The organism is Streptomyces sp. NPDC086519, assembly GCF_040686075.1.
Taxonomy (GTDB): Bacteria; Actinomycetota; Actinomycetes; order Streptomycetales; family Streptomycetaceae; genus Streptomyces; species Streptomyces shenzhenensis.
This window is the reverse complement of sequence record NZ_JBFBJL010000008.1, coordinates 73159-96625: the sequence shown is the minus strand read 5'-3', so window position 1 is coordinate 96625 and position 23467 is coordinate 73159. Positions and strand designations below refer to the sequence as shown.

Genomic DNA, 23467 nt, shown 5'->3' with positions numbered 1-23467 from the left:
ACGTGTCCGATCCCGTACGGGGGCGTCGCGCCCCCGTCCTCGCCGTCTGCTGCCTGAGCGTGCTGCTGGTCAGTCTCGACGTCACCGTCCTCAACGTCGCACTTCCCTCGATGCAGCGGTCCCTGGACGCGTCCGTCTCCGGCCTGCAGTGGACGCTCGACGCGTACACCATCGTCCTGGCCTCGCTGCTGACCCTGGCCGGCGCCACCGCCGACCGCGTCGGACGGCGGCGCGTCTTCCAGTTCGGTCTCGTGCTGTTCACCGGCGGGTCGGCCCTGTGCAGTCTGGCGCCCACGACGGGATGGCTCGTCGTCTTCCGTATGGTGCAGGCGGTGGGCGGCAGCATGCTCACCCCCGTCGCCATGGCCATCCTCGCCAACACCTTCACCGCACCACGGGAGCGGGCGCGGGCCATCGGCGTCTGGGGCGGGGTGGTCGGCCTGAGCATGGCGGCCGGGCCGGTCCTCGGCGGGGTACTGGTGGAGTGGGCCGGATGGCGGTCGGTGTTCTGGCTGAACGTGCCGGTCGGGCTGGCCGCGCTGACGCTCACCGCGCTGTTCGTTCCGGAGTCCCGCGCGCACACGGCCCGACGCGCCGACCCCGTGGGCCAGCTGCTGGTGATCGTCCTGCTCGGCGCACTGACGTACGCCATCATCGAGGCGCCCGGAGAGGGCTGGACCGCTCCGATCGTGGCCTGCCTGATCATGGCAGCGGGCGCGCTGGCCGTCTTGATCCCGTACGAGAACCGGCGCGCCGAACCGCTGATCGACCCGCGGCTCTTCCGCAGCGCGCCTTTCAGCGGGGCCACCGCGACAGCGGTCCTCGCCTTCGGCGCGCTCGGTGGCTTCCTGTTCGCCAATACCCTCTACCTGCAACGGGTGGTGGGACTGAGCGCCCTGGGCACCGGGCTGCACCTGCTGCCGATGGCGATACTGTCCCTGGTGTGCCCGCCGCTGTCCGGGCGGATCGTGGGCAGCCGCGGCCCGCGGATCCCCCTTGTCCTCGCGGGGGCCGGTATCGGCGCCAGCGGTGTACTGGCCGTCGCCGTCACCCGCTCCGCCCATCCCTCGGACATCCTGCTGTACGTCATATACGGACTGTTCGGTCTCGGCTTCGGCTTCGTCAACGCACCGATCACCTACACGGCGGTGTCCGGTATGCCGCGCGCCCAGGCCGGCGTCGCCGCCGCAGTCGCCGCGACCAGCCGTCAGGTCGGATCCTCGCTCGGCATCGCGGTGATCGGCGCCGCGGTCGCATCCGGCGCGTGGCCTACGGCCTGGTGGATCATCGCCGGGTGCGGGGCGGCCATCCTGGTACTGGGCACCGTCACCTCCGGCCGCTGGGCCGCCGCCACCGCAGAACGTGTCGCCGCCCAGCTCAAACCCAACCCGCCGCGCGCCAAGGCGGACACCCCCGGGTGACCGTCACCGGTCTCACCGCCCTTCGCGAGCTGCAAGTGCACGTTCGACACAGTTGCCGCGTGCCGGATTCTCACCGGAACGTTGATCGCCTGGGTCGCTGGTGTCGACATGTGGCCCGCGCAACCTGCTGCGAGCGACGATCCGGCCCTACCGGCCGTCATACGAGGGCTCTAGCGTGCTCTTGCCAAACGTCAACGCGATCCACGGACCTCCAGTTCTGCCGACTCCTCGCGCAGCCATCATCGGCCCGGCACCGGACGCGGTCGCCCCAGACCCGGAGGCGACGGAAACAGCGTTGCTGAACGTCCCTGGGAACTGGGCGCCGAAGTTCTCGACTGGTTCGCCTGGAGCCCGATCCCGAGGGTGGCTCGTCCATCACCTCCGGCGTGCCGCTGGCATCACGGCCCAGGTCAGCACGCCGCCGAACCAAAGCGGCGTGTTCGCAGAACGTGCCCGTCCAGAACCTGTCGGGTGACAATGCTCCTCAGGCGATGTCGTGGATGTTGTGCTCGGTCAAGTCGGATGCATGCCGGGCGACAGTGCGGTAGTCGGCGTCGTCGTGCAGGACGGCCAGACCGTGGTGGGCCGCGGTGGCGGCGATGACGAGATCCACCGCCGAGGCACTGCGATGCCCCCTGGCCTGAGCCATACGCTGTTGCACCGCGCCGATCCAGCGCCCCGCGTTCTTTGGCACCGACACGTCGGGGTAAAGATCGGTGAACATCTCCGTGATCTCGTCGTACTCGCGTCCGTTCCGGGCACCGTGGAGGAACTCGGTGCGTTGCACGTAGCAGGATGCGATGGCCCCGGCGTCGATCGCGACGTACCAGGCTGCTTGCAGTTTTGGATCCCGGAGCAGCCGGACCAGGCCGGACGTGCCGAGCAAGTAGATCACCGGCTGTGCTTCTCCGCCCGGTGCGGAGGCTCGGCGTCCTCGACGGCGCCCCACTCACGCGCACGCTCGAAGTGACGACTGATGCGCGCCGCACGCTCCTGCTGCTCGGCGTAGAAGTGCAGAGCGAGATTGACCGCCTCCTTCTTGGTCCTGACCTTGGCCAGAGCCATGGCCCGTTCCGGGGCGTCGTCATCGATGTCGATCTGGGTCACGGACATGTGGCACCTCCCGCGCAATGCTGGGGATGTACATAGAAGAATCTGTCACCAACATCGACGATTAGTGCAGTTCAGCGGCCGTCCGGTCGCGCAGGCGCCGTCGCTTCCCAAGCTGAGAGCGCGAGTTCGATTCTCGTCACCCGCTCCATGAAGAAGGCCCAGGTCACAGACCCGGGCCTTTTTGCCGTCCATGGACAGCCCGGCCCGGACCATGGTGTCCTTGCGCGTGGCGCCGGAGCGGGTCGAAGCCGATGGACAGTCCCCGACGACGGTGCGTGGGCACGCGAGTCGGCAGGACTCGCCGTCGTCGGTACAGACTGCCGTGAACGCCTCGACGAACTTCTCCTCGCCGGCGACGGGCCGCATGCCGGGTAATCCTGCGGCGTGGCCCTCGTCACCCCGGTCGAAGCCCGAGACCGGGGGGCGGCCGGAGGAGTCCCGGACTTTTCGTCCGGGCCCTGTGCGCGGTCGCGTCGGAGGTCGGCTCTAGGATTGGCCGACCCGCAGCGCTCTGCGAGCGGCGCTGAAATGGCGTGGGTGGCGGGGCATTTGGTTTCTTTGGGGGGATTCATCGAGTGAGACTTCGCGTTGTTCTGCCTGCTCTGACAGCCGGTGCACTGCTGACAGCCGTACTGGCCCTTCCGGCAACCGCCGCCGACTCCGCGACATCTGTGCCGCACGAGTCGGAGTCGGGTGCCACCGCGAGCCCGTCCGTCGCTGCGAGCCCGGGGCCAGCGGACACACCAACGAGCCCCGCGGCCGCCACACCGACCGACACCGCCGGCCCGGTCCCGTCCGGGACCGCGACGTCCGCCCCGACCGAGAGCAGCCCGGACCCGCACCAGTTCGAGGTGTACGGAGTCGGCAACTCCTGGTCAGACCACTGGAAACTCTCACTGTCCGTCTACAGCGCCACCGCGACGGTCACGGGCATCACTGCCCGCTACCGGCCGCACGGGGCGCCCGCGGACGCGCCCGACGCCGCCACGACGTCGGACTTCGTGCCCAATCCCTACTACGGCGGTCAAGTCTCGGCCGACCGGCCCGCCCTTCCCGCCATGGGCGTCTACGACGTCTCCGTGGACGTGACGGACAGCTCGGGAAACGTCGAGCACTTCCCCGACGCCGGCGAGTTCACCTACGCGGCGCAGGTGTCCGTCGGGAAGCTGGCGTCCGACCGGAGTTCCGTGGACTACGAGCACCGCTCGTACACCGTCTCCGCCCCGATCACCGTCACCGACCCCAGCACCGGCGCGGTACTCGACCCGGCCGGTGTGTCGGTTGCCCTTGCCGACCCGGAGGCCGGGGTCCCGTCGGAAACGGTCGCGGTCGCCACCGCGCGGGCGGACGGGCGGGTAGCCGCAGCGGTCACGGTGAAAGATCGTGTCACCTACCGGACGGCCGGTGCCGACGGCACCGCCATCGCGGGATACCCGTATTTCCTCGACACCGGCGATCAGACCACGCTCACCGTGCCGGCGACGGCGGAGACCACCCGGATCCGCATCCTGAGCAAGACCGACGTCGACGTTCCCAAAGGCGGCCGCACCACGATCACCGGGGTGCTCGAACGGAAGGTCGGGTCCACCTGGGTGGGCACGCCGGACCAGAAGATCTACACCATGGGCCCGGCGTCCTTCTCCGCCACGGTCAAGACCGCCGCCACCGGCACCTTCGCCGTCAGCACCGGCACCGCCGGTGCGTACTATTTCAACAACTACTGGGACTATGATCCCTTCCTCCTGACCGCCGACAGTGACGCGACACCGGTATATGTGCACGTTCCGTCACCCAGCCGCGTCACTCCGTTCCACGTCAGCGAGGACGAGTACGGCGAGGCGGTGATCGACGGCCATCTGGACCTGCACGGGGCGGAGTTCGCGAGCGGTACGCACTCCATGACGATCCAGTACTCGTCCAACGGCAAGACGTGGCACACCGTCGGCAGCACCCGGATCGGCCGATCGGGTCTCGCCGGCGATGAGTTCATGACCTACGCGACCTACGACGGCCAGGCGAACGGCTACTGGCGGGCATACTTCCCGGGCACCCCGGACTACTCGCCCTCCTACAGCGCGGCGGTCAAGATCTACCGCACCCCCACCCGCGTCACCGGCGGCAAACCCAGCCATACCACGGTGCGCAAGAACACGTACGTAACGTTCGGCGGCCATCTTCAGCAGCGCAGTTCGTCCGGCGCCTGGTCCGGCATCTCCCATACCTACGCCTACCTGGAGTTCCGGGCCGCGGGGAGCAAGACGTGGCACTACGTCACCCGCGTGAAGACCGACACCAAGGGCACCTACCACCTGAGCGGCAAGGCAACTCACGGTGGCACCTGGACTGTCGTGTGGTTCACCTCCGACAGCCACCACATCGACTCCAGCGGCCCGGAGACGTACGTCCACGTGCACTGAGTTCTTCCTCGGGCCGAAGCCCGAGGAACAACTGCGGGATCCAGCACCGCGGCGAGGCCGGCCGGCCCACTGCCGCCGCGGTGCTGCCGCTGCTCGGCGACTCGGAACAAGGGCACCAGCGCCGGGAGGCTCTGCTGGTCCCCCCGGCGGTGGCGCTGGAGCCCTTTCCGCCAGCTCAGGCTTCCGGAGGCCGCCCGCCTGTCAGCCGCTCGGGGGAGTGCCCCGCACCTCTGAGCCGACGGCGTGCCCGTAGCGTGCCCCTATTGGGGTGTTGCAACGACCGCTGGAACGGAAGCGTGGACCCGGGGGGTTCTTTGTTGTCCAGGCCCGTGGGCTGGTGCCGCACCACTAGCGCATCATCAGCCCGCTGACGGCTGTCGGGGCCGGCGGTCCTTGTTGTGTGCGCAACAGGCGTGGCCGACCGATCAGCTCGGCCAGGCATCGGCAACCGTGCCGTCGGTCAGAGTCGTCTTGACCAGGCCGAAGGAAACCGCCATACGCCCTGCCTCCCCACGACGGCAAGTCTCCCTCTTGCCCGTTCCGTCCGACCGCATCCCATCGCCATTTGCTGCGTTTTGCAGACACGCCGACGTTGTGACGGCCGGGCATACCGCAAGTGCAGCCAACCCGCGGAGGGCAATGGCTTCGTGCTTGGCCAACGGGAGTGGTGGCGGTCGGCGAGAGAGGGAAGCGGTACGTGCCGGGTGGTCGGGTGCGCCGGGTTCAGGGTGTGTTCGGTGGGGGTGTGGCGTTGAGGAGGCGGGAGACCAGGAGTTCTGGGTGACCCGTGGGGGGGTGGGGCGATGCCGAAGATCGCGCGTAGGTAGAGCGGTGCGATGAGTTGGTCGAGGATCTGTTCCAGGGGCGGGGGTTCTCGCCGCGGGCCGTCGCCCGGTCTCGGATCTTCTCGATGGAGGCGATCCGGCGCTGGAACTGCTGTGCGCGCTCGCCCTGCGCGGTGGCGCTGCCGGACGTGGACAGGGCGACGGCGCGGATGAGGAGCAGGCCCTCCGGTGTGCGGATGCTCGCCACGCCGGCTTCGGCCCAGGCACGGATTCCTGCGGGCGTCGAACCACTACCGGTCGGCGGAGTTCTTCCTGCACGGCCACCCCTGCGGCCCGCGCCACGACCACGCCTACGCCCGTTCCGTGGAGTGCTTCAAGGCCGCTGCGGCCCTCTACACCACCCCGCCCATCGAGACCGTCGAGATCCCCTGCGAGAACACCACCCTGCCGGGCTACCTGTACCGCGTCGACGACTCCGGGACGCCCCGCCCGACCCTGATCATGCACAACGGCTTCGACGGCACCGCGGAGGAGATGCACTTCTTCGGCGCGACGGCCGGCGTCGAACGCGGCTACAACGTGCTGGTCTTCGACGGCTCCGGCATGCCAGGGCCCCGCCACCGCGAGGGCCCGGTCTTCCGCCCCGACTGGGAGAACGTCGTCTCACCCGTCGTCGACTTCGCGGAGACCGTCCCCGAGATCGACAACGACCGCATGGCGCTGCTGGGCCTCAGCATGGGCGGCGTCCTCGCTCCCAGGGCCGCCGCCTTCGAGCACCGCCTCGCCGCGCTGATAGCCGTCGACGGCCTCTACGACCTCGGCCAGGTCTCGGTCCGCAACATCCCCGGCACCCGCCAGGAGGCCGAACGGCTCTTGCGCGCCGCGTCCGCCCCCGAACTCGACGCGGCCCTCGAACAGCTCATGGCCAAGGATCCGGTCTCGCGCCGGGCCATCAACCACGGCATGTACGTCATGGGCGTCGACACCCCCCGCGCCTTCAACGCTTCCTACCTCGACTACACCGTTGCCGGCGGCATCTCCGAACAGATCCGGTGCCCCACCCTGGTCTGCGACGCCGTGGAGGACATGTTCTTCACGGGCCAGCCCGAACAGCTCTTCGAGCATCTGACCTGCCCCAGGACCCTCATGGTCTTCAGCACCGAGGAAGGCGCCGGAGCACACCGCCACCCCGGTGCCGTGCGCCTGGCCCAGGCCCGCATCTACGACTGGCTCGACGGCACCCTCAGGGCCGGTCAGCCGAGGTAGCCCTCCAGCGGTCGCGCTGACGGGGACGCCGTGGACACCGGCGACCTTCACGGCGAGGAAGAATTTGATCAACGGAAGGGCATCGCACGGCCGATGCTTGACCCCGCCATTGCCTGGGCCGTGTCGACGGCGGCGGAGCGGCTCCTCGCTTGATCGGTCGTGTCTGTGGAGTGCCTATGCTTGGCGGACTTCTTTGATTTGAGGGGGAGTTGCAAGTGACACGACGGAGATCGCTCGCTTTCGTCGGTGTTGCCGCGCTGGTACCGCTGGCCGCCTCCGCCGTCTCCGCGCAGGCGGCGTCGGGCTCGCTGACGGTCACCACGCTGGGGCGGCACGGAGCCAAGGTCTCGACGACGGTCACGGTCGTCGCCGTGCCGTCCGGCCAGACGTACAGCGTCAAGTCGGGGAAGCGGATCAGCCTGCCGGCGGGGCGCTACCTCGCGATGACCGACATATACGAGAGCGCCACCGACGGACTGGGCACCGACACCATCGGCGCGCAGGTCGTGACGGTGTCGGGCAGCAAGTCGGTGACGCTCGACGCGCGCAAGGGCAAGGCCGTCAAGGTGTCGCTCGACACGCCCGCCGACGTGACCGACCCGCCGCGGATCAGCGCGCAGGTGTGCGCCGCCGACATGGACATGCCCTCTGCCTTCAGTGCGGGCGGCTGGAACGACGAGGGCGCCCTCTACGCCATCCCGAACTCCTCCAAGCTGCTGCAGTTCGGGTATCTCGCGCAGTGGTCCGGCAAGGACAGCTATGTCGCCGTGAAGAAGACCACGGGCATCCCGGCGGCGCCCGGCGGGTCGTTCAAGCGGTCGGGGCTCGCGACGATGCGCTTCTCGGTGCGCGCCGGGACGCAGATGGGCACTCAGGTCGACACCGCGCTCCAGGTGGCGCCGAAGACCGATGACTGCACGACCGACCTGATGGCGCAGGTGCGCGACGACAACGCGCCGTACAGCGCGACCGTCCATGTGACTCCCGGGACCTGGCAGCCGCGCGACGACATCTTCGGCAGCAACGGCGACGACGTCAGCGGCGGCTTTCCGAACCCCAGGACTGTGAAGGCGGGGCAGAGCCTCACCCAGTCCTTCGGCCGGGCCGCGTGGGGCCCCATGCACAATCTGCCGCTGCTCGGGCAGAAGTCGGTCACCTTCTCCCCGGACGCCATGATCGGCGACCTCGACATCGGCGGCACCTGGGGCGACATAACGAAGGAGACGGTGGTCCTGTCCAAGGGCAGCACCACCGTCAAGAAGCAGACTCTCACCGACTGGCGCACCGGGCCCGCCGAGTTCGCCGCCCCTGTCCGCTCGGCCGGCTGGTACCGCCTGACCGTCGACGCCCTTCGTTACCGCCCGGGCATCACCTTCCCGGCCGGCATGCTCTCGCCGCGGGCGACCCTCGACTGGCACTTCAAGGTGGCCGACCCGGCCAAGGCGATCGTCGCACCGGTCTTCCTGACCCGCTTCCTGCCCACCGGTCTGAACAGCCACAACCAGGCCGCGCCGAGCAGCACCACGACGGTCGGCGTGAGCGCCGGGCGTGCCTCCCAGGGCCCCGACACCAAGCTCACCAAGGTGACTGCCAAGTCCGTCCGGGTCTGGTCGTCCGCCGACGGCGGCAAGACCTGGCAGGCGGCGACCGTCAAGCACTCCGGGTCGGCCTGGCAGGCGTCCGTCCACAACCCGGCCTTCGGCGCGGTCGCCCTGCGCTCGGAGGTGACGGACTCCGCCGGGGACCGCTCGGTGGAGACGGTGTACCGGGCGTACGCCATCGGCTGAGGGTTTTGCTCCCTCGATATTCCGACAGCCCGGAGGAGCCCTGCCTCCGGGCCGCGCCCGACTGACAGGGTCCGCCGCTGCTTCGTGTGCTCGTGCAAGGCCGTCTCGCCGGCAGAGGTCCTGCGGGGTGCTCCGGAAACGGCGAGCCGGCCGTGGGCCAGGGTGTCGGCGGAGGTCTTCTGCCGCCAGACGACTGCCTGGCCGGAACCGGAGATGTCGCCCGCGCCGGGCACGGAGGTCGTCCGCGGACGCGGCGACGGCCGCGACAGCGGTGCCGGCCTGGTGCACGGCGAGCGCTGTGAGGGCGGCTGCCGGGACAGCGAGGAACCGGCGTCTGAGGGGAGGCACGGCGGCCCGATCTCTTCACGCAGACGGTCACCGACTCCGACGGGCGCACCGCCACCGCGACCGATCCGATCACGGTCGGCGCGGCCTTCGTCGCCCACGGTCCCGTACGGCTGCTGGACACCCGGTACGGGACGGGCGCGCCCAAGCGGGCCGTCGGCGCGGGCGGTGTGGTCCGGCTGAAGATCCTCGGCGTGGGCGGCGTCCCGGCGTCCGGGGTGACGGCGGTGACCCTGAACGTCACCGACATGGGTGCCACGGCGTCCAGTTACGTGTCGGTCTACCCGGACGACGCCGCCCGCCCGAGCGCCTCGAACCTCAACTTCCGTGCCGGGCAGGTCAATCCGAGCCTGGTCACCGTCCGGGTGGGCGCCGACGGCTACGTCGACCTCTACAACGCGCACGGCAAGGTGAACCTCATCGCGGACGTGGAGGGCTACTACACCACCACCAAGCCCAGCACCGACGACGAGTCCATGACCGGCCTGGCCATGGTGACCCCGACCCGGGTGCTGGACACCCGCAACGGCACCGGGGCGGCCAAGGGCGCGGTCGGGCCGCGCACCACCACGACCTTCACCTTGCCGAAGTACGCCCGGGGCGTGGCGACCGTCGGCGCCGTCCTCAACGTCACCGTCACAGGAGGCACCAGCAGCGGCTACATCACCGTGGACTGCGGCGGTCCCACCACTCCGTCCACATCCAGCCTCAACTACCGGGCCGGACAGACCGCCTCCAACCTGACCGTCCCCTGTGTGAGCGCCGGCAAGGTCCACATCTACAACAGCGCCGGGCACGTCCAGCTGATCGCCGACCTCCAGGGGCTGTACACCAACGAACTGGCGGGCGGGGCCGACGACCCGGTCGCCCCCCACGGCGGGCCGTTCGTGGCGACCGCGCCCACCCGTTTCCTCGACACCCGCACGGGCCTGGGCGCGTCCGCAAAGCCGCTGGGTGCGAACGGCACCCTCACCGTGAAGCTCACCAAGGTCCCGGCGGGAGCCACCGCCGTACTGGTCAACCTCACGGGCGTCGCCCCGACCGCCGCCACCCACCTGACCGCCTACGGCGACGGCACCCTGCCGACCGCGTCGAACGACAACCTCACCGCGGGCCAGACCCGCCCGGTCCTCGCCGTGGTCCCGGTCGGGACCGACGGCTCCATCCGCATCCACAACGCGCTCGGCTCGGTCGATGTCGTCGCCGATCTGGAGGGCTACTACGGCTGAGGCAGAAGCCCCCCAGCGTAAAGGCCGCTAGGGTGCGGCCTCTTGCCTGGGGGCTTGCCTGGAACATCATCCGAGCGGCGGGTCCATGACCCGCCACGCGACGCTGCCCGCACGCGCCTCTCCAAGCCTTCACCCAGCGCGCCCGGAGAGGTCCCGCATGGGCAGACGCGTGCTCGTACGAGGCGCCACCGCCACCGGCCCGCTGACGGCCGGCGGCGTCTGGGGCAGCAGCAAGGACGTCACCGCCACCGACACCGACGAGGAAACGGCATCCCTGTGCACTCGCGACGGCGCGCTTCAACCGGCATAGGAGTCCTGGCCTCCAGCACAGGGAAGCGACACCACAGATGCGTTGCGCGCCTCCGTGCCCTTAGCGTGCCCGTAAGGGCGGCCAACCACGGTCAACAGGAGTGCGATCCGACCGGAACAGCCACTTTGGCACAGGGCATCTCCGCAGGTCAGAACCAAAGGGGCCAGTCAAGCGCCGTCGCTTCCCAAGCTGAGAGCGCGAGTTCGATTCTCGTCACCCGCTCCAGAATTGAGGCCCAGGTCCGAGACCTGGGCCTTGTTCGTTGTCCAGTCCGGTAGGTGGCACACCACGACCGCATCACGGAGCGGCATTCCTGGACGAACGGCCTGCCCGGGGCACGTACGAGTAGCGGGACCGCTCAACCAATGTCAGACCCCTGCGGAATCATGACGCTCTGAAGCCGGGTCGACCTTGCTGGAGGGGCACGTGGTGAATGCCGACCTGATACGGGACCTCGGCAGGTCAGACCGGTACGAGGCAGCAGCAGACGCGTTGGTCACGTTCGGCGCCGACGGGGTGGAGCAGTTGGTGCGGGAGGTGATGGACGCGGAGTCCCCGGTGGACTGGCGGCCGATCACCGCCGTACTCGGGCGGATCGGGGAGGCAGGGTTCGACGGTCTGCTCCAGGGGCTCGTCTCCGCGTCCACCGAGGAGTCCCGCAAGCGAGTCGGCTTCGCGTTCTCCCAGCTCGGCGTGGCCGTTCTCGACCGTTACACCGCAGCCCTCGCCCACCCCGCGCCGCTCGTGCGCCGTCAGGCCGTCCGTGGGATCGAGCACTGCGGCGAGGCCGGCCAGTCGGCCGCCGTCCTGCTGCCGCTGCTCGGCGACCCGGACCAACAGGTCGCGCGGCAGGCCCAGGACACTCTGATCCGAACAGGCGAGCACGTGCTTCCGCTGCTCCGGCACGTCCGGGAGCGGGGGCCGGGCCGGCAGCGGGCGCGGGCGTTGACCGTACTCGCCGAACTCGGTGGCGAACCGGCGCTGTCGCGCGCCGACATGGCCGCGATCGAGCGACTCATCCGCATCAAGCTCCGAGACGATCGCCCCGAACCGCTGTGGGCCTGCTGGAACTACTGGATGGCCGTCCCCAGCGGAGACCAGGCCGGGATCATGCGCGTCCTCGGCCTGACCGCCGCACGGCCCGTGACCTTCGCGCTCGGCAACGACATCGTTGACGCAGACGGCCACGGCTGCGACATGGACGAACACACCGGCTACGAACGGGTCTTCGTCACCCCGGAACTCGATGGCTGGACCCTCGTCCTCGGCGCCTGGTGCGACCCGCACGGTCAGGAGCGCCGTGAGGACGTGCTGCGTCTGTGCACCGAACTCAGTGCCCGTTACGGCCGGGCCCAGGCGTACTACTACGGCGGCCAGGGCGACGGCTCCGCCTGGCTTGTTGCCGAGCACGGCACGGTGATCCGGCGTTACGGCGAAACCGGCGAGGCGGAGGACGAGTTGCTGACGCTCGGCGAGCCGCTGCCGTACGAACGAGCACGCCGCACGGAACTGGGTCTGCACCCCGACTGGGACCCTGCGCAGGAGAGTGAGGACGACGAGGACGAGTGGCGGTGGACCGCTCACGACCTCGCCCCGGACATCGCCCGCTCCCTGGGCGCCGTAAGCCCACTCGACGTCACTGCCGACACACCGTCACGCGGCACCGGCGTCATCGCCCTGACTCCGTACGGTGTCGCCCACGGCGTACCGGCGGGCGCCTACCGCATCTGAGTCACGGCGGCAAGGATCGGCGCCGATGCTCCGTGCTCGACAATCCCTGCCCTCGATGTGCTCCCGCAACGGCGTCCTTCCGGCCGGCGCCCGCTTCCCGTGCTCGTCCGCCCGCCGACCACCTCGAAGGGCTCTCGACGTCTCGGAACCGACGGCGTGCCCATAGCGTGCCCATAAGACCGGTAAACCACGGTCAACAACGGTGCGATCCTGTACTCCAGGGCGTCACACCAGAGCACGTATGCCCAGGTCAGAGGCCATCCGGCTCCGCAAGCGCCGTCGCTTCCCAAGCTGAGAGCGCGAGTTCGATTCTCGTCACCCGCTCCAGAGGGAAACCCCCAGGTCAGTGGCCTGGGGTTCGCTCATTTTCTCGCGGGAGCAGGCATGTGACCGCGGGGACCCTGCCTCACAGCGGGAAGTCGGGGAGCACCCGGAATGTCTTGTGGCGGCCCAGCGGGCGTACGGCCCGGAAGTCGCGTCGGTCGAGGGTGAGGAGCGCGTCCGTGTCGTAGTCGGCGGCAAGTGCCACGTTCACCGCGTCGGCAAGGTCGAGATTCAATGCCCCGGTAGCGGCCGCGGAGGGACTGGGCCGCGCCCAGGTGGTCCTCCGTGATCTCCGGCAGGACTACCCGCCCCGGCCGATCCAGCGCCGCAGGTCGTCCACTGCACTGAGGTGGGCCTCCCTGTCGAGATCACGCGCGGCGACATGATCCCGCTCGGCCAGCAGGAGTGGGGACATGACCAGCAGGCCGGCCGCCATGATCGCCTCGTTGGCCGCCACGTGGTCCTGGTGAACCGAGTCCAGGGCCGCCAGGAGGCCGGACGTGTCCGCGATGTCAATGATCACGCGGCGGTTCCGGAATCCGGGTCGGTCTCGCGTCGCTGAAACCCCTGATGCCCGAAATGGGCATCAGGTATAGCGTGAAAGCGGGTCGGCACACTCTCACGTGCGACCGGCCTGGAAGGGCGACCCCGGTGTGTATACGCCGGGGTCGTTGGAGATCGGCCGACGCGTCATCGGAAGCAGGGCAGGGCAGGGCAGGGGCGCGGGTAGCGGTGCGGCGGTGGAAGCGATCCCCGTGGACACCGAGACCGCGACCAGCAGGCCATGGACACCGTCGGTCCGGTTCGGTCAGACCGGTACTCCGGGCCTGGCCCGTTCACCGGCCTGGCCCGTTCACCGGTCGGCCCTGTTCACCGGCCAGCGCGTCCATGGCCCCGTCGGCCCCGTCGGCCCCGGCGTCTTGTGGCGGCCGGCATGTGGGGCCGACATGCCGCCCATGGCGTAATCGGCTCGTCGGACCGGTCGGCGATGCAAGCCTGGACCGGTCGGCAGCGTCGTGCCACGCCGATCGCTGACGGCTGCCGGATGGATCCGAGAGGGGCGGGGTGCGCGTTGCGTCGGGGCACCATGAGTCGGGATACGCGGTCGGGTGCTGAAGGCGCCGGCGCCGTTCCGGCCGTCACCGCCCCGCACCGGCCGCGGTTCGAGGAGGCCGGGGCACCCGGCCGCCTGGCGGACACCGCGTGGACACGGCCGCCCCATGAGTTCCCCAGGTAGCTCGCGCCCCGGGATGAAGGGAAGCAGGCAGCGATGACGGACGGTGGGAACAGGCCGGGCGGGATCGGGGTGGACCGGTCGGAGGGGTTCGGCGAACGACTGCTGGGTGTGCTGCTGGACCGGGCCCACGAGATGCCGCCGGAGTTGATCGCCCCACTCGTCGCGGAAGAGGTGGCCAGGGTCGGGGGGCGGGAGGTCTCCATTCTCCTGCAGGACTACGAACAGGTGCTGCTGGTGCCGCTGCCGGGCCGGAGGCTGAGGGTCGGGGGCCCCGAGTCGGTCGAGGACTCTCCCGCCGGTGAGGCGTTCCTGAGCCGCAGAACGGTCGAGGTACCACAGGACGGCAGTGTGCGGATGTACCTGCCGCTGCTGGACGGCAGCGACCAGATCGGGGCGATGGCCGTCACCATGGACAGGGTCGATGACGACGACCGGCGACTGCTCCGCAGACTCGCGGGTCTGGTCGCGGACATGATCGTCACCAAGGACGCCTACACCGACCTGTTCTTCCAGGCCCGCCGCAGCGCCCCGATGAGTGTGGCCGCGGAGATCCAGTGGTCGTTGCTGCCCCCGCTGTCGATGACCGTGCCCCAGGTCGAGGTGGCCGGAATCCTGGAGCCCGCCTACGACGTGGCCGGCGACAGCTTCGACTACGCCCTCAACGGCGACATCCTTCACGTGGCCATGATCGACGCGATGGGCCACGGACTGGATGCCGCGACCATGGCGACGGTGGCCATCGGCGCCTATCGCCACACGCGACGGGCCGAGACGGATCTGTCCCGGGTGTACGCGTTCATGGACAGGGCCATCAACGAGCAGTTCGGCCAAGACCACTTCGTCACCGCGCAGATGATGGTTCTGAACATCGCCACGGGCCGGCTGCGCTGGGTCAACGCCGGCCACCCGGCTCCGTTCCTGATCCGTGGCCGCGCCGTGGTGGACCGGCTGGAGAGTCCCACCACGTTGCCGGTCGGCTTCGGTGGTGAGGAGCCGGTGGTCAGCGAGCGGATGCTGCGTCCCGGGGACCGGCTGCTGTGCTTCACCGACGGCCTGATCGAGGAGCACCTGGCCGGCGGGGAGCAGTTCGGTGAGGAGCAGCTCGTCCAGTGGACCAACCGGATCCTCCGCGACCGCACCGAGGTACGGGCGGTGGTGCGGGCCCTCTCCCATGCTCTGAAACAGGAACGCGGCGGCACCACGACCGACGACGCGACCATCTTCCTCATCGAGTGGCGAGGCGGCGACGCCGACCATCTCACCGCCCTCGACTGAGTCCGCGTCGAGGTCGGCCGGGCCGTCGGCGAGGGACGAGGAACGCCGCCCGGTTGGGTGCGACGGAGCCGGCACGGCGGATGCCGGTGTCGACGACGAGGATCCGAGCCACTCGTTCCGTGTCCAGACCCCCTCGTAGGGACCAGGTCAGCGGCGAGGAGCACCAGCCGTTCTCGCCGCCGACCGTCTCGACCGTCTCGACCGCCTCGACCGCCCTCGACCGCCCTCGACCGGGCGGGCTGAGGCCCGCCGCTCCAAGCTCGAAGCGGCCCGCAGGACTGGATTCCGTGGTGGGTCAAAGGGCGCCCGGCAGACCGGCGAGCAGGTGGAGACGCTCGGCGTCGAGGCTGCCTTCGGCCGCGGTGCAGACCATGAGCGCGGGGCCGGGGTTGCCCGGTATCGGGTAGGCGTCCCAGTCCAGGTTCAGTTCGCCGACCTGGGGGTGGTTGAGGCGCATGTGGCCGCGGGTCGGTTCCGCCACGTCGTGGAGGGCCCACAGTGCCGCGAACTCGTCGCTGCGGAACGCGAGTTCACCCACCAGCTCGACCGCACGCGGATGGCCCGGATCGGCGGCGACCTGCGTGCGCAGCATCCCGATCAGCTCCGCGACGGTGGCCGCCCGGTTCGGGCACGCCCGGTCGGCTCCGGGGTGCAGGAACAGCGCCAGCAGGTTCCGCTCCCGCTGCGGCTGCCGGGTGAACTCCCCCAGCAGGGCGCCGCCGAGCGGGTTCCAGGCCAGCACGTCCAGGAAACGGCCGACGACCAGAGCGGGCGAGGTCATGGCACGCAGCAGTCGTAGCGTGGTGTCGGGTACCTCCTCCGGCTCGTACGAACGCGGCAGGCGGGCCGGGATGCGTGCGGCGGCGGCGAGGCTGTGCAGGTGACGGGTCTCCTCGGCGGAGAAGCCGAGGGCGCGCGCGAGGGCGTCCAGGACCTGTTCGGAGGGGCGGACGTCGCGTCCCTGCTCCATGCGCTGGTAATAGTCCGGGCTCACCCCGGCCAGCAGCGCCACTTCCTCCCGCCGCAGCCCGGCGACGCGCCGACGCGGGCCGGGCTCCAAGCCGACGTCCTGTGGTCGCAGCCGGGTTCGGCGGGTGCGCAGGAACTCGGCGAGTTCGCGTCGGGGATCGTCGCTCATGGCGGGGGAGGAGCCGGTCACGGCGCCAGTATGCCGTCGGCACGGCCCGCGAGGGTGGGTCTGCCAGACCCAGGAAAAGGAGAACGACCGCGATGCGGCGCGCGGGGTCCAGCATCGGACACACCACAGCCGGTCACGGAGGGACAGCGACATGAAGGCCGTTCAGGTCATGAGTTTCGGTACGGCGGACGTACTGCGGATCAATGACGTGGAGCGTCCCGCTCCCGGCGCGGGTGAGGTACTGGTGTCGGTCGAGGCGTCCAGCGTGAACGGGCACGATGTGATCGTCCGGGCAGGGGGGTTGAAGATGGTGTCCGGGCGCCGGTTCCCGATCGGTGTGGGGCTGGACTTCGCGGGCACCGTCGCCGCGACCGGCGCCGGTGTCGCGGGCTACCGGGCCGGGGACCGGGTGTGGGGCATGGTGCATCCCCGGCAGCGGCACACGATCGCGGGGGCGGCCGAGTACGTCGTGGTGTCCGCGGACCGTATCGCGCACGCCCCGGCCGACCTCTCGTCGGTCGAGGCGGCCGCCCTGGTGGTGGCGGGTGCCACGGCGCTGATCGCGCTGCGCGACAGTGTGCGCCTGGCGAGCGGGGAACGGGTTCTGGTCCGGGGCGCGGCCGGAGGCGTCGGCACGGCCGCCGTGCAACTGGCGCACGCCATGGGCGGCCATGTGACCGCGCTGGCCCGCGACCGCCACGCCGAGCTCCTCACCGGCCTGGGCGCCGACGAGGTCCTGGACTACGGCTCCACCACCTCGGACCGGATCGGGCCGTTCGACGTCATCGTCGACACCGTCGGCTCGGAACTGCACTGCTACCGAGGCCGGCTGGACAGGGGCGGCCGGATGGTCACCGTGGGACTGTCCCCGTCGGCCCTGGCCGCGATCGCCGCGTCGAGCGTGCACGGTTCCCGCCGCATCCGCACCTTCAGCGCCAACCCCGAGACCCCCGTGCTGCGCGAGGTGGCCGGCCTCGTCACGTCAGGGGCGCTGCGCCCGGTGATCGACAGGGTGTACCCGCTCGCGGACATCGCCGCGGCGCACCGGGCGTTCGAGCGCGGCGGCGTCGTGGGCAAGCACGTGGTGACGGTGCCGCGCGGTTCCGTCTGACGGAGCCCGGTCAGCGGGGTGTGGCGCGCAGGTCGATGCCACGGTCGTGGGCGTCGCCGCTCACGATCCGGGTCGCCGTCCGTGACAGCAGTCGCCGGTCGGTTTCACGTCGAAGGAGGTCACAGCGCTGCGACCGGACGGACCCGGCGGCAACAGTGCGGCCCGGGAGAGCAATTCCTGTGGTCGGGAAGTGAGAAATCGACACGGCGCACGAGAAATATTCCTGAGGCGGGAGACGGCCGAGAATTGCTCACCGCGTGGGGTCGCCCACGACGTGCTACTGTCAGTATCAGTTGCAGGTGTGGTTGCCAGAAAGGTTTTTCCGGCGGCTGATCATCACGGCGACACGGAAAGCGCACAGAGCGTATTCCTGACACCGTCTCCGAAGGAGAAACAAAATGGCTACTGGCACCGTGAAGTGGTTCAACGCGGAAAAGGGCTTCGGCTTCATCGAGCAGGACGGCGGCGGCGCCGACGTCTTCGCCCACTACTCCAACATCGCCGCCCAGGGCTTCCGTGAGCTGCTGGAAGGCCAGAAGGTGTCGTTCGACATCGCGCAGGGCCAGAAGGGCCCGACGGCCGAGAACATCGTTCCCGCCTGATGCGTCGACACTGACACGTACTTCGCAGCTGGGGCCCGCACCTTGGGGTGCGGGCCCCAGCTCGCTTTATTTTCAGGGCGATTCAACCCTGGTTTTTCGGCTCGTTCTCGCGATTCTCTGCGCCGTTCGTCTTCACTGCGGAAATTCCTTGATACGCGCCCATGTCGAGGAAGGTTCCACATGAACCGTGCACGTACAACTCGCACACGCGAAACTCGCTCATACGACCGCTCCGGAGCAGGCGCTGGCGTCGGCCGCTCCGGTGTGCAGGGCCGCTCCAAGGGCATCGGAAACCGGCGGGCCGCACAAGGTGAGTTCGCACCGCCGAAGACCATCACCCCGGCGTTGCCCGCGGTCGAGACGTTCGCCGATCTCGCCATGCCGACGCCGTTGCTGGCCGCGCTCGGCCATGAGGGCGTGACCGTGCCGTTCCCCATCCAGGCGGCGACCCTGCCGAACTCCCTGGCCGGCCGTGACGTGCTCGGTCGTGGCCGTACCGGGTCGGGCAAGACGCTCGCCTTCGGCCTCGCGGTGATGGCCCGCACGGCAGGCCGGCGCGCCGAGCCCCGGGAGCCGCTGGCCCTGATCCTGGTACCCACCCGTGAACTCGCCCAGCAGGTCACCGACGCGCTCACCCCGTATGCCCGCGCCGTCCGGCTGAGGCTGGCCACCGTGGTGGGCGGCATGTCGATCGGCAGGCAGGCGAGCGCGCTGCGGGCCGGGGCCGAGGTCGTCGTCGCGACACCGGGGCGGCTCAAGGATCTGATCGACCGGGGCGACTGCCGGCTGCGGGACGTCGCCGTCACTGTCCTGGACGAGGCCGACCAGATGACCGACATGGGCTTCCTGCCCCAGGTCACCGCCCTGCTCGACCAGGTGCGGCCGGAGGGCCAGCGGATGCTCTTCTCGGCGACCCTGGACCGTAACGTCGACCTGCTGGTCCGCCGCTACCTGACCGACCCGGTGGTCCACTCCGTCGACCCGTCGGCCGGTGCCGTCACCACGATGGAGCACCACGTACTCCACGTGCACGACGCGGACAAGCACCGGACGACCACCGAGATCGCGGCGCGGGACGGCCGGGTCATCATGTTCCTGGACACCAAGCACGCCGTGGACCGGCTGACCGAGCACCTCCTCAGCAGCGGCGTCCGCGCCGCCGCCCTGCACGGGGGCCGGTCCCAGCCGCAGCGCACCCGGACCCTCGCCCAGTTCAAGGACGGTCACGTCACGGTCCTGGTCGCCACCAACGTCGCGGCCCGCGGCATCCATGTCGACAACCTCGACCTGGTCGTCAACGTGGATCCGCCCGGCGACCACAAGGACTACCTGCACCGTGGCGGTCGTACGGCCCGTGCGGGGGAGTCCGGCAGCGTCGTCACCCTGGTGACACCCGGCCAGCGCCGCGGCATGAGCCGGCTGATGGCCTCGGCCGGCATCACCCCGCGCATCACCCCGGTGCGCTCGGGTGAGGCGGAGCTGAGCCGCATCACCGGCGCCCAGGCGCCGTCCGGTGTCCCGGTCGTCATCACCGCTCCGGCCGTGGAGCGTCCCCGCCGCACGTCCTCCCCGTCCCGTGGCCGTCAGGGCCGCACCGGCCAGGGCCGGCCCGCCGGCGCTGCGGTGCGCCGCAGGGCACAGCGCCGCACCGCCGTGGACTCGGCGGCCTAGGCGAGGCCCTTCCGCTCCGCCCCCCGTCGGCACTGCTCGACGGCACCTGCCCTGTGGACGGGTGAGGACGGGCGGGCAACCGCCCTCAGGATCCCGGTGGGGGCTCTGTCGACCCGCGTCGACAGAGCCCCCACCGCTGTGTCCTCGTCCGCTCGGACACTCTCGGCCGAGCAGCGGGGCGGGGACAGCGCCTCACTGGTCGAAGTAGCTGAAATCACCCACGGTCCATGCGCTGACGTCCTTGATCGCGACTCGGTACATGCCGCCCGTCTCCGGGATGCCGAGGCTGCCTTGCAGGATCCGGGCGAGATGGAAATGCAGATGCGTGGGATCTCCGCCGTGGCCGGTCCGGTCCCCTCGCGGGCCGCCGGCGAAGACGTCGGAGAACGGGCCGAGGCGGTCCGACTCCTTCAGGACCTCGGCCACCCGCTCCCTCCACACGGCCTCGGGCGCCAGCCGGCCGGTGATGACGGCGCCGCCGACGACCACGGTCAGCGACATCTGATTGCTTCGCTCGGACTCCACCGCGGCGGAGAGGGCGACAAGCAGTTCATCAGGGTTCGACATGAGAGCAGATCCTATTCAGGTGCCTGCGTCGGAGCCGCCCCGCGGCGGGTGAAGCAGCTTCGCGGACGGCGGGAGGCGACTCCTGGCCGAGCGGCGAGGGGTCCGTCCGCCGTGGCGCCGCGCGCGACGGCCTCGGGGCGGCCATCATCGCAGGTGGCAGGATTCCTCTTCTGCCATGGGGGTGAAATCTATCCTTGCCAGGGTAGACATTCCCTCCCGTCGTGGTTATGCTTCTTTACGTAGAACACGGTCGAACGAGACCCGGCAGAAACGAACTGGCGGGTAGCTGTACACGAAGTTCGCAGGTCAGTGCGGCTCTCGAGCCTCGAAGCCAAGGTGTTCCCAGAACGGTGACGGCGCTGGGAGCCGCACTGGGCGGCTCGCACATCAAGGAGCTGCCGCAGCAGTACCGCAGTGCCGATTCATCCAGTGGTTTGTTCAGAGAGGAACGGAGGAGCAGACGCCATCAGGATCGCCCGGTCCGACAAGCACTCGGCCCGGGTACCGCAAGGCCCCGGAATGGATGGTGGTCCCCGGTCAAGCAGCTGCGATCCCCCCGCACCCCGCCCCCTGGCGGGCCGGGTAGCGGAAACAGAAGGTCGGCACAGCAGTAGGGCCGACAGATGGTGTTGAATTTCCTTCGGGGCCTTGGTGCCGTACGGCACCAAGGCCCCTCGACGCGTTGCACAGCGAGGTGACATGACAGCGGACAACCCTCTTAGTGATTTTCTGGACGACGACGACTACCCCGCCTACACGATGGGCCGGGCAGCCGAGATGCTCGGCACCACCCCGGGCTTCCTTCGAGCCATCGGCGAGGCTCGTCTGATCACTCCGCTCCGTTCGGAGGGAGGGCATCGCCGCTACTCCCGCTACCAACTGCGGATCGCCGCTCGCGCCCGCGAGCTCGTCGACAGGGGCACCCCGATCGAGGCCGCCTGCCGCATCGTCATCCTCGAGGACCAGCTCGAGGAAGCTCAGCGCATCAACGCCGAGTACCGTCGTGCCGCGGGTGAGGCGGCCGGCAGCCCCGGTTCCAGCTGATCGCGTGCGCGCGGGCCACCCGGAGCGCTTTGTGGTGGCCGAACGAGCGTACGGGTCGGGTCGGAAGTCCCGCGGTCGGGTGGACACAGCGTCGGCTGTCGCGGGAGCGACGGTATGGAGCTGGGCCGCTGGGCCGGTTCCCGCCCGCCCGGCGCATCCAGACCCCACCACCAGGGCGGCCTCACGGGCGGGCCCGGAAGGGCTGTGCACCGACGCCGCGGTTCGGTACGGCGAGCTCCACCGCCGCGCTGCGATCGCAGCGTGCGGCCGACGCCCAGATCAATGATCAGTTCCGGAGCGGATTCCACTACGAACCCCCAGGTCATCGACCCGGGGGTTGGCTGTGATCGGGAGCTGCGCCTGCGGACCTGCTCGGTCAGCAGGTCGCGGGCGGGATGCTCTGGTCGTACTGGAAGACGTTGTGCGGGTCGTACGCCTCCTTGATCCTTCGCAGTCGGGCGAAGTTGGATCCCCAGTACGCGGTCTCCCAGTCCTGCATGCCGATGTTCGGCACGTTGACGTAGGCGCCGTCCACGTAGGGGCGCAGTGCCTGGCTGAATTCGGCGATCCAGGCCTGGGCCCGCGGGGTCAGCGGGTCGCAGACGCCCGGCTGGTCGGAACGGGTTCCCCAGCCGACGCCGGGCTCGGAGTAGAAGATCGCGTCGCGGTGCGGGAACGCCGTGCCGCCGCGGGGGCTCCTCCTGACCGCCCCCCCGAACGCCTGGGTGAAGAAGTTGCTGTCCTCCGTGGGCGCGTTCCGCATGAACGAGGAGATCACGTCGATCGCCTTGCTCGGGAACGGTTTCCTGGTGAACTGCGAGTAGAACTTCCAGTTCGCGGGTTCCTTGTCTGTCGGGATCTGGAATCCCGAGTACACCTCGCCCCAGTTTCCTACCTGCACCGACACCTGCGGGCTGTCGACCGACAGGATCGGGGCCAGCAGCTTCTTCGCCTCCTCAGGTGTTCCTTCCGCGAGGACCGCGAACAGCAGGATCTGGTTCGGGTGCACTTCGAGCTGGGTGCCGAGACGGTCGTCGGTGTACGGCGCGGTGCGCTGCCAGGCGTCGAAGACCCTGCGCAGGTCGCCGATTCCGTCCCACGTGGCCTGCAAATACGTGACGCTCTTGAGCGGTGCCACCTTGTAGGTGAGGGAGGTGACGATCCCGAAGTTGCCGTTTCCCGCTCCGCGCAGCGCCCAGAGCAGGTCCGAGTGGTGGTTCAGATCGGTCTTGATCACCTTGGCGCACTCGGCGCCTTCCGCGATCACGACCTCGGCGCCGATCAGGCTGTCGCAGGCCATGCCGAGCCAGCGGGTGAAGAAGCCCAAGCCGCCGCCGAGCGTCGCCCCGGCCAGGCCCACGCTGCCTTCGGTGCCGGTCGTCACCGCGAAGTTCTGCTTCGCGAGCGTGGTCACCGCTTCCAGCTGGTTGAGTCCGGCGCCGACCGTCGCGACACGAGCGGCGCTGTCGATGTGGACCGACTTCAGCTCGCTGATGTCGATCACGAGGCCGCTGTCGACGTTCGACCAGCCCTCAAGGCTGTGGCGGCCGCTCCGGATCCGCAGCGCGACGTCGTTCTGCCGCGCCCACGTCAGGGCGTTGACCACGTCCTGGGTGTTCTGGGCGAAGACGATGACCAGCGGATAGTGAGAGAAGAGCTGGTCCCAGCCGAGGCGCGCGTCCGTGTAACCGGGGTCCTCGGGGCGGACGATGCGGCCGGTCAGATGCGCCGGCGGGCACTTCGCCCCGCCCGCCCCGCTCACGGCGGTCTGGGTCGCGGCACTCGTACCGGGGGCTTCGGCAGCCGCGACGCCCGGCACGACGACAGCGCCGGCACCGGCGACCGCCGTCGCCTTGAGCACTCCGCGACGGGAAAAGTCGTTCATGGCCCGTCTCCTCTCGATCATCAGCTGGGGCGAAATCTGCCCGTTGTGGACTATTTGCGCGAAGCGGACGTTAGCAAGAGGGTGATCACGGTGCACCGTTTCGACACGCTCGCAACCACGACCGAGGCACCTGACACTGTGGGGTCCACGCTGCTGCGCCCATGAACCGCTGGACACGCTGTGCGACCAGCCGGACTCGGGCCCCGGTC

18 protein-coding genes and 1 pseudogene are annotated in these 23467 nt (G+C 69.8%); 12 read left to right on the top strand and 7 right to left on the bottom strand.

Features of this window, described 5'->3' with window-relative positions:
* The first annotated feature begins 2 nt into the window (after positions 1-2).
* Positions 3-1421: a DHA2 family efflux MFS transporter permease subunit gene (locus AB0P24_RS10540; RefSeq protein ID WP_365792272.1), complete on the top strand. Its 1419-nt coding sequence runs from the start codon at positions 3-5 to the stop codon at positions 1419-1421.
* 484 nt (positions 1422-1905) lie between these two features.
* On the opposite strand, the gene AB0P24_RS10535 is transcribed toward AB0P24_RS10540, so the two are convergent.
* Entirely contained in the window at positions 1906-2316 is a 411-nt protein-coding gene (locus AB0P24_RS10535; RefSeq protein WP_365792270.1) for a PIN domain-containing protein, read from the bottom strand.
* Complete coding sequence (locus tag AB0P24_RS10530) at positions 2313-2534, bottom strand: type II toxin-antitoxin system VapB family antitoxin (protein WP_365792268.1); 222 nt, start codon at positions 2532-2534, stop codon at positions 2313-2315. Before AB0P24_RS10530 ends, AB0P24_RS10535 begins: the two co-directional genes overlap by 4 nt.
* An 851-nt stretch (positions 2535-3385) precedes the next feature.
* Here AB0P24_RS10530 and AB0P24_RS10525 point away from each other — a divergent pair.
* Positions 3386-4951, top strand: a complete 1566-nt coding sequence (locus AB0P24_RS10525; RefSeq protein WP_365792266.1) for a hypothetical protein — start codon at positions 3386-3388, stop codon at positions 4949-4951.
* 723 nt (positions 4952-5674) lie between these two features.
* On the opposite strand, the gene AB0P24_RS10520 is transcribed toward AB0P24_RS10525, so the two are convergent.
* The gene (locus AB0P24_RS10520) at positions 5675-5983 is read right to left on the bottom strand and encodes a hypothetical protein (protein WP_365792264.1); all 309 of its coding nucleotides are present in this window, start codon (positions 5981-5983) and stop codon (positions 5675-5677) included.
* On the opposite strand from AB0P24_RS10520, the gene AB0P24_RS10515 reads away from it, so the two are divergent.
* From AB0P24_RS10515 to AB0P24_RS10495, 5 genes are all read left to right on the top strand, one after another.
* A complete protein-coding gene (locus AB0P24_RS10515) occupies positions 5965-7002 on the top strand; it encodes an alpha/beta fold hydrolase (protein WP_365792262.1) in 1038 nt (345 codons plus the stop codon). The two genes, AB0P24_RS10520 and AB0P24_RS10515, sit on opposite strands and share 19 nt — an antisense overlap.
* A gap of 215 nt (positions 7003-7217) precedes the next feature.
* Positions 7218-8789, top strand: a complete 1572-nt coding sequence (locus tag AB0P24_RS10510; protein ID WP_365792260.1) for a hypothetical protein — start codon at positions 7218-7220, stop codon at positions 8787-8789.
* Positions 8790-9304: 515 nt separating this feature from the next.
* Complete coding sequence (locus tag AB0P24_RS10505) at positions 9305-10363, top strand: hypothetical protein (RefSeq protein ID WP_365792258.1); 1059 nt, start codon at positions 9305-9307, stop codon at positions 10361-10363.
* A gap of 157 nt (positions 10364-10520) precedes the next feature.
* Positions 10521-10673, top strand: a complete 153-nt coding sequence (locus AB0P24_RS10500) for a hypothetical protein (RefSeq protein WP_365792256.1) — start codon at positions 10521-10523, stop codon at positions 10671-10673.
* A 426-nt stretch (positions 10674-11099) separates the two neighbouring features.
* Positions 11100-12404, top strand: a complete 1305-nt coding sequence (locus AB0P24_RS10495) for a HEAT repeat domain-containing protein (protein WP_365792254.1) — start codon at positions 11100-11102, stop codon at positions 12402-12404.
* Between the two features lie 406 nt (positions 12405-12810).
* On the opposite strand, the pseudogene AB0P24_RS10490 reads toward AB0P24_RS10495, so the two are convergent.
* Positions 12811-13251: pseudogene (locus AB0P24_RS10490) on the bottom strand (PIN domain-containing protein).
* Positions 13252-13998: 747 nt separating this feature from the next.
* Between AB0P24_RS10490 and AB0P24_RS10485 the strand changes: the two are divergent.
* A complete protein-coding gene (locus AB0P24_RS10485) occupies positions 13999-15240 on the top strand; it encodes a PP2C family protein-serine/threonine phosphatase (RefSeq protein ID WP_365792252.1) in 1242 nt (413 codons plus the stop codon).
* 295 nt (positions 15241-15535) lie between these two features.
* Here the strand turns inward: AB0P24_RS10485 and AB0P24_RS10480 are convergent, their stop codons facing one another.
* On the bottom strand, positions 15536-16378 hold the full coding sequence (locus tag AB0P24_RS10480; protein ID WP_365792460.1) for a helix-turn-helix transcriptional regulator: 843 nt from the start codon (positions 16376-16378) through the stop codon (positions 15536-15538).
* Positions 16379-16529: 151 nt separating this feature from the next.
* Here AB0P24_RS10480 and AB0P24_RS10475 point away from each other — a divergent pair, with 151 nt between their 5' ends.
* From AB0P24_RS10475 to AB0P24_RS10465, 3 genes are all read left to right on the top strand, one after another.
* Positions 16530-17489 (top strand): NADP-dependent oxidoreductase, encoded by a 960-nt coding sequence (locus AB0P24_RS10475; protein WP_365792250.1) that lies wholly within the window; start codon positions 16530-16532, stop codon positions 17487-17489.
* A gap of 398 nt (positions 17490-17887) precedes the next feature.
* The gene (locus tag AB0P24_RS10470; RefSeq protein ID WP_004986771.1) at positions 17888-18091 is read left to right on the top strand and encodes a cold-shock protein; all 204 of its coding nucleotides are present in this window, start codon (positions 17888-17890) and stop codon (positions 18089-18091) included.
* Between the two features lie 180 nt (positions 18092-18271).
* Positions 18272-19762 (top strand): DEAD/DEAH box helicase, encoded by a 1491-nt coding sequence (locus AB0P24_RS10465; protein ID WP_365792248.1) that lies wholly within the window; start codon positions 18272-18274, stop codon positions 19760-19762.
* 192 nt (positions 19763-19954) lie between these two features.
* On the opposite strand, the gene AB0P24_RS10460 is transcribed toward AB0P24_RS10465, so the two are convergent.
* The gene (locus tag AB0P24_RS10460; RefSeq protein ID WP_365792246.1) at positions 19955-20329 is read right to left on the bottom strand and encodes a hypothetical protein; all 375 of its coding nucleotides are present in this window, start codon (positions 20327-20329) and stop codon (positions 19955-19957) included.
* 699 nt (positions 20330-21028) lie between these two features.
* Here AB0P24_RS10460 and AB0P24_RS10455 point away from each other — a divergent pair.
* Positions 21029-21373 (top strand): helix-turn-helix domain-containing protein, encoded by a 345-nt coding sequence (locus AB0P24_RS10455; RefSeq protein ID WP_365792244.1) that lies wholly within the window; start codon positions 21029-21031, stop codon positions 21371-21373.
* Between the two features lie 376 nt (positions 21374-21749).
* On the opposite strand, the gene AB0P24_RS10450 is transcribed toward AB0P24_RS10455, so the two are convergent.
* Positions 21750-23258, bottom strand: a complete 1509-nt coding sequence (locus tag AB0P24_RS10450; RefSeq protein WP_365792242.1) for an FAD-binding oxidoreductase — start codon at positions 23256-23258, stop codon at positions 21750-21752.
* Between the last annotated feature and the right edge of the window lie 209 nt (positions 23259-23467).

Bases quoted from the DNA above. Each gene is read 5' to 3' on its own strand.
- AB0P24_RS10530 (WP_365792268.1), bottom strand. From the start codon at position 2,534: ATGTCCGTGACCCAGATCGACATCGATGACGACGCCCCGGAACGGGCC.
- AB0P24_RS10500 (WP_365792256.1), top strand. From the start codon at position 10,521: ATGGGCAGACGCGTGCTCGTACGAGGCGCCACCGCCACCGGCCCGCTG.
- AB0P24_RS10485 (WP_365792252.1), top strand. From the start codon at position 13,999: ATGACGGACGGTGGGAACAGGCCGGGCGGGATCGGGGTGGACCGGTCG.
- AB0P24_RS10480 (WP_365792460.1), bottom strand. From the start codon at position 16,378: ATGAGCGACGATCCCCGACGCGAACTCGCCGAGTTCCTGCGCACCCGC.
- AB0P24_RS10475 (WP_365792250.1), top strand. From the start codon at position 16,530: ATGAAGGCCGTTCAGGTCATGAGTTTCGGTACGGCGGACGTACTGCGG.
- AB0P24_RS10470 (WP_004986771.1), top strand. From the start codon at position 17,888: ATGGCTACTGGCACCGTGAAGTGGTTCAACGCGGAAAAGGGCTTCGGC.
- AB0P24_RS10465 (WP_365792248.1), top strand. From the start codon at position 18,272: ATGAACCGTGCACGTACAACTCGCACACGCGAAACTCGCTCATACGAC.
- AB0P24_RS10460 (WP_365792246.1), bottom strand. From the start codon at position 20,329: ATGTCGAACCCTGATGAACTGCTTGTCGCCCTCTCCGCCGCGGTGGAG.
- AB0P24_RS10455 (WP_365792244.1), top strand. From the start codon at position 21,029: ATGACAGCGGACAACCCTCTTAGTGATTTTCTGGACGACGACGACTAC.
- AB0P24_RS10450 (WP_365792242.1), bottom strand. From the start codon at position 23,258: ATGAACGACTTTTCCCGTCGCGGAGTGCTCAAGGCGACGGCGGTCGCC.